Source organism: Oryzomicrobium sp. (assembly GCF_036820405.1).
GTDB lineage: Bacteria > Pseudomonadota > Gammaproteobacteria > Burkholderiales > Rhodocyclaceae > Oryzomicrobium.
The window spans coordinates 1-4392 of sequence record NZ_DAISLS010000028.1 but is presented as its reverse complement, the minus strand read 5'-3'; the positions used below and the strand labels follow the sequence as shown (position 1 = coordinate 4392).

Genomic DNA, 4392 nt, shown 5'->3' with positions numbered 1-4392 from the left:
TCCCGTTTCATCTTCCACCTTAACAAGGTGTCAGCGAAACCGGCTGCAGCCCAATTTTCATTTCCTGCCTTGACGCCGAGTTGGAAAGCCTCAGCAGCTTCCTTGTAGTTCTTTCGATTTTTGAGGTTGATGCCTAAGGCTAAAGCCGCCTTGCCATGTCCCTGCTCCGCCGCACAGCGCCGCATCTGACGGGCGATATCCGGGGCGATATCGATGGGTGCCAGCTTCTCCGCCACGTAGTACTGGGCATGGGGACTCCCTAGGTCCGCCGCCTTGCGGAAATACTTCAAGGCCAGGTCTGGGTCTTCCTTGACCCCCATGCCGTTCTCCAGGAAATGCCCCAGGTTGTAGTAGGCCATGGGCACCCCGGCTTTCAGAAGAGCATCGTTGAAGTCGAGCATTTCTTCGATGGTGCCGTCGAACTTGCCGCCGGAAATACCGTTGATCAGGTTGAACAGGGCCTTGTGGTGGCCCTGGGCGGCGGCGATTCGGTACAAGCGCCCCACCTCCCGCTCCACCGCCGGGTCTTCCTTGACCAGATTCTCCCGCTGCAGCCAGCGGGCGTAGTTGAAGAGGACGTCGGCGTCCGGCGGCAGGGGCGGCAGGCGCTCAGCTTCATGGGTGCAGGTGAAGGCCTGCTTGGCCTGGATGGCGGGCAGGTCGGGCACGGAACGGTCTCCAAAGGCGTCGCAGGCGGAAAGGCCCGTGAGGAGCAGGAACAGGAGGACGTTGCGTGCCACGGGGAGTCAGCGTTTCCGAACCGGCATACCGGAGGCCGAATCCAGGCCCTTGTCCCGGGCCAGGCGGACGATCAGGTCATCCGTGGGCTTGGGTGGCGGCACATTGGCCTGGAATTCGGTGCGCCATTGCAGCTTGCCGTCCCAGGGTGGCAGCTTGGCCGGCGGCAGGGGAACGATCTCGTCCAGTTCCGGAACCACCGGGTTGAGGTACGAGTAGGCATGCAGGACATGGCCGATTTCCTGGTAGCGGCGGCTACGCTCTTCGTCCTTGGGTAGTGCCAAGTAATCCAATTTATCAGAGGGGGGGGGAGCTCTAAATCCATCTTCTAAAGCTAAAGCTGCTATGTCATTTCCTGCCTTGACGCCGAGTTGGAATGCCTCGACAGCCTCTGCGTAGCTCCCCTTCCCTTGTAGGTTGAGGCCCAAGGCCAAAGCCGCCTTGCCATGCCCCTGCTCCGCCGCACAGCGGCGCATCTGGCGGGCGATATCCGGGGCGGCATCAATGGGCGCCAGCTTCTCCGCCACGTAGTACTGGGCATGGGGACTCCCTAGGTCCGCCGCCTTGCGGAAATACTTCAAGGCCAGGTCTGGGTCTTCCTTGACCCCCATGCCGTTCTCCAGGAAATGCCCCAGGTTGTAGTAGGCCATGGGCACCCCGGCTTTCAGAAGAGCATCGTTGAAGTCGAGCATTTCTTCGATGGTGCCGTCGAACTTGCCGCCGGAAATACCGTTGATCAGGTTGAACAGGGCCTTGTGGTGGCCCTGGGCGGCGGCGATTCGGTACAAGCGCCCCACCTCCCGCTCCACCGCCGGGTCTTCCTTGACCAGATTCTCCCGCTGCAGCCAGCGGGCGTAGTTGAAGAGGACGTCGGCGTCCGGCGGCAGGGGCGGCAGGCGCTCAGCTTCATGGGTGCAGGTGAAGGCCTGCTTGGCCTGGATGGCGGGCAGGTCGGGCACGGAACGGTCTCCAAAGGCGTCGCAGGCGGTGAGGCCGAGAATGAGGGGCAGATACAGGAGGAAAGTACGCATGGTCAGTCCAGATCGGAAACGTCTGGGCTGCCCCGATAGAATTCGGTAAGAGAGGCTAAAGGGGTAATGCGGTTAAAGCGGTTGTCTTTGTTTTTTTCCATAATTTTCTGCCATGTCTTAAACACAGCATCCAGTTGGTTCATCTCTTCCGCTCCAGTTTTTTTGGTATGCAATCCCCATAACTGCTGCCGCAGCGGACGGGTGATTTCCGGCCGGTCCTGGACCAGGTTGAGTTCGCTATCCACCTCCATGCTGCGGGTGTTGATGTTGGCGCTGCCCAGGGTGAGGAAGGTGTCGTCGATGAGCATCAGCTTGGCGTGGATGTAGACGTCGGTCCAGGGCTTGCCATCGGGGGTATCGGGGGCCACCAGGGTGCAGACGTGCACCTTCAGCCCGGGGCGGTCCTGGGGCAGGACGGTGCGTTCCTTGCTGCTCTTCTTGGCGCGGCGTACCGCTTCCCTGGTGGCATCTCGCTCCTTTTCAGCAGCCACGGTGGCGTCCCGGGCGGTATTGGCCTCTTGCAACAACTTCATGTGGTCATCGCCGAAATGCCCCCACTGGCGTCGGGCGGAGGCATTGACCTTGTCTTCCAGGCCTGCCTGGCGCTTCTTTGCTAGTTCCAGGTTCTGCTCCCGCAGGTCTTCCTCCTCGGCCCGGGCTACCGCGGGAATGGTGTCGGCCCGCCCCAGGGAGTCGAGCATGCGGTAGGTGTTGGTCACACCCGAGCCCATCCCCTCGTCATCGGCATTGGTGATGACGAAGAGGTACAGGCTGCCGTGGGTTCCCGGATCCCGCCCGCCCCGGCTCTGGGCCAGGGCAGCGGCGCGGATTTTTTCAGCCAGGGGGGGCCAGCGGAAATACTGGTTTTCAATATAGATGTAGCGAGTGGCGTTGTTCACCGCCTGGAGGTAAGCCTTCTTGATGTCCTCCCGACCATACTGGGGTTGGGTGCGGAGCACCTGGCACACCGAGGGGGCGCCACCTTCGCAGCGCACCGGGTATTTTTCGAATGCCGGCGGCGCCAGGGTTTCACCGGTTTCCTTGGCCCAGGCCTGGGCAAAGTTGCGGAACAGATCGCCCACCGCCGGACCGGTGAGCTTGCTGGAGAAATCCTGACGGGGCCGTTTACCGTTGCGGCCCCGGTTGGCGGCATAAGGGTGGCAGCTGTGGGTGCTGGTGTCCCAATACTCGTCGAGCATGTTGTGCCCCATGAGAAAACCCACGGCATTTTCGGGGTCTTCGTAATCGACCAGGACCATTTTCTGGTGATGGCTGGGCGCGGAGGCAAGCGTGGCTTTAGCCTTCTTACTCAAACCCTTGTCTTCATGATCCCGGGCCGCAATGGCCTTGCGATCGGCGGCAGAGAAGCCCCGCCCGACAAAACGGATGTTGGCCTGAACGGTATCATCCATCCCCTTGGCGGATTTGACCGCCCAGTCAGCGACCTTCTGGTCGGTGTCATAGCGCAGATACCATTCCTGATCATAGGCATATTGGGCATCGGTACTCGTGGCTGGTTGGTCGCTCAGGGCAACCGCGCGGCGACCGGGTACGTTAGCTTCACCGGCAACGCCTCCCGTAACGTTGATACCCAGCCAGAGAGGATCGACTACATAACTGAGCACCCGCACCTGGGCGCGTTTGCCGACCCGCTCCAATAGCTTGCCGATGGCGGGTGAGGCGCCGTCCCGAATGAAATGCATGGACGGCTGAAAACCCCAGCAAATGATGCAGACAGAATGCTTGGCCCTCTCTATGGCACGGTGAATCTCGCCGAAGGCTGTTTCGCCATTGACGAGTATTTTTAACGATGCCGGCAAGGGGCGATATTCCGCCTTTTGGACGAACCAGGGCGGGGTGATGTTTGCAGAGTTGGTCTGGTTCTGGGCAAGGGGAACGACAATACACGGGCTGCTCATGGCTCAATCTCCCTCCTGAAGGGAATTGGTCAGGGTGGAGGCATAGACGCTACGCGCTGCATCTGGCGGGTCGGTGGCCCCCATCTCCGGACTGGCACCGGCTGCGTAACGATGGAACCCCTGGTTGGCTAGGTCACCCTGGTCCGGATTGGTGTAGTCGTTGGGAACCGGAATGTCGTAACTGACCCCATTGGCCAGTTCCAGCTTGTACTTTTTAGTCACTACCGCGTGGTCAATCGGCAGGCGGCCGCTGTCGTCCATTACGCCTTCTTTTAGGAGGGCACCATCGGCAAAGAGCTTGTAAGGCATGCCTGCCCAAGCGCTCTTCATCCCCATGGGGGCATGATCGAAATTAAGCACTAGGGGGGTCTTGAATGCTCCTTGAGGGAAATCCGGGTGCGCCGCATTCATGCTCGTCGGCCCCTCGATCTTGTAATCCCCCGCTTTGAAACTGGCCGTGGCCGGGCAGTGGATGTCGATATTGCCGTTGGCGATCTTGATGTAGGCGCCGCCGCAGGCGAAGGTGATGTGGTCCTTGGCGTTGGCGAAAATGCGGTCGTCGCTAGAGATGACCGTCAGGCTGTCGTCGCCGGTGATCTCGATGCTGGCACTTTGGGCCTGCACGTCCACCTTCCCCCGAGCGGCATAAAGCTTGATGGCGGTCTTGTCCTTCACGCCCTGCACAAACAGCGAGATCGACCGCC

Annotated in this window: 4 protein-coding genes; all 4 read right to left on the bottom strand. The window is 60.7% G+C overall.

The annotated features are described in order from the left end of the window. A partial coding sequence (locus tag V7Z98_RS17770; protein WP_334159424.1) for a tetratricopeptide repeat protein occupies positions 1-740 on the bottom strand: 740 nt, incomplete at its 3' end. Between the two features lie 6 nt (positions 741-746). Further along, positions 747-1769 carry an SEL1-like repeat protein gene (locus V7Z98_RS17765; RefSeq protein WP_334159422.1) on the bottom strand — a complete coding sequence of 341 codons (1023 nt, stop codon included), beginning with the start codon at positions 1767-1769 and terminating at the stop codon, positions 747-749. Between the two features lie 2 nt (positions 1770-1771). Continuing rightward, the gene (locus V7Z98_RS17760) at positions 1772-3688 is read right to left on the bottom strand and encodes a phospholipase D-like domain-containing protein (RefSeq protein ID WP_334159421.1); all 1917 of its coding nucleotides are present in this window, start codon (positions 3686-3688) and stop codon (positions 1772-1774) included. 3 nt (positions 3689-3691) lie between these two features. Continuing rightward, a partial coding sequence (locus V7Z98_RS17755) for a DUF2345 domain-containing protein (RefSeq protein WP_334159420.1) occupies positions 3692-4392 on the bottom strand: 701 nt, incomplete at its 5' end.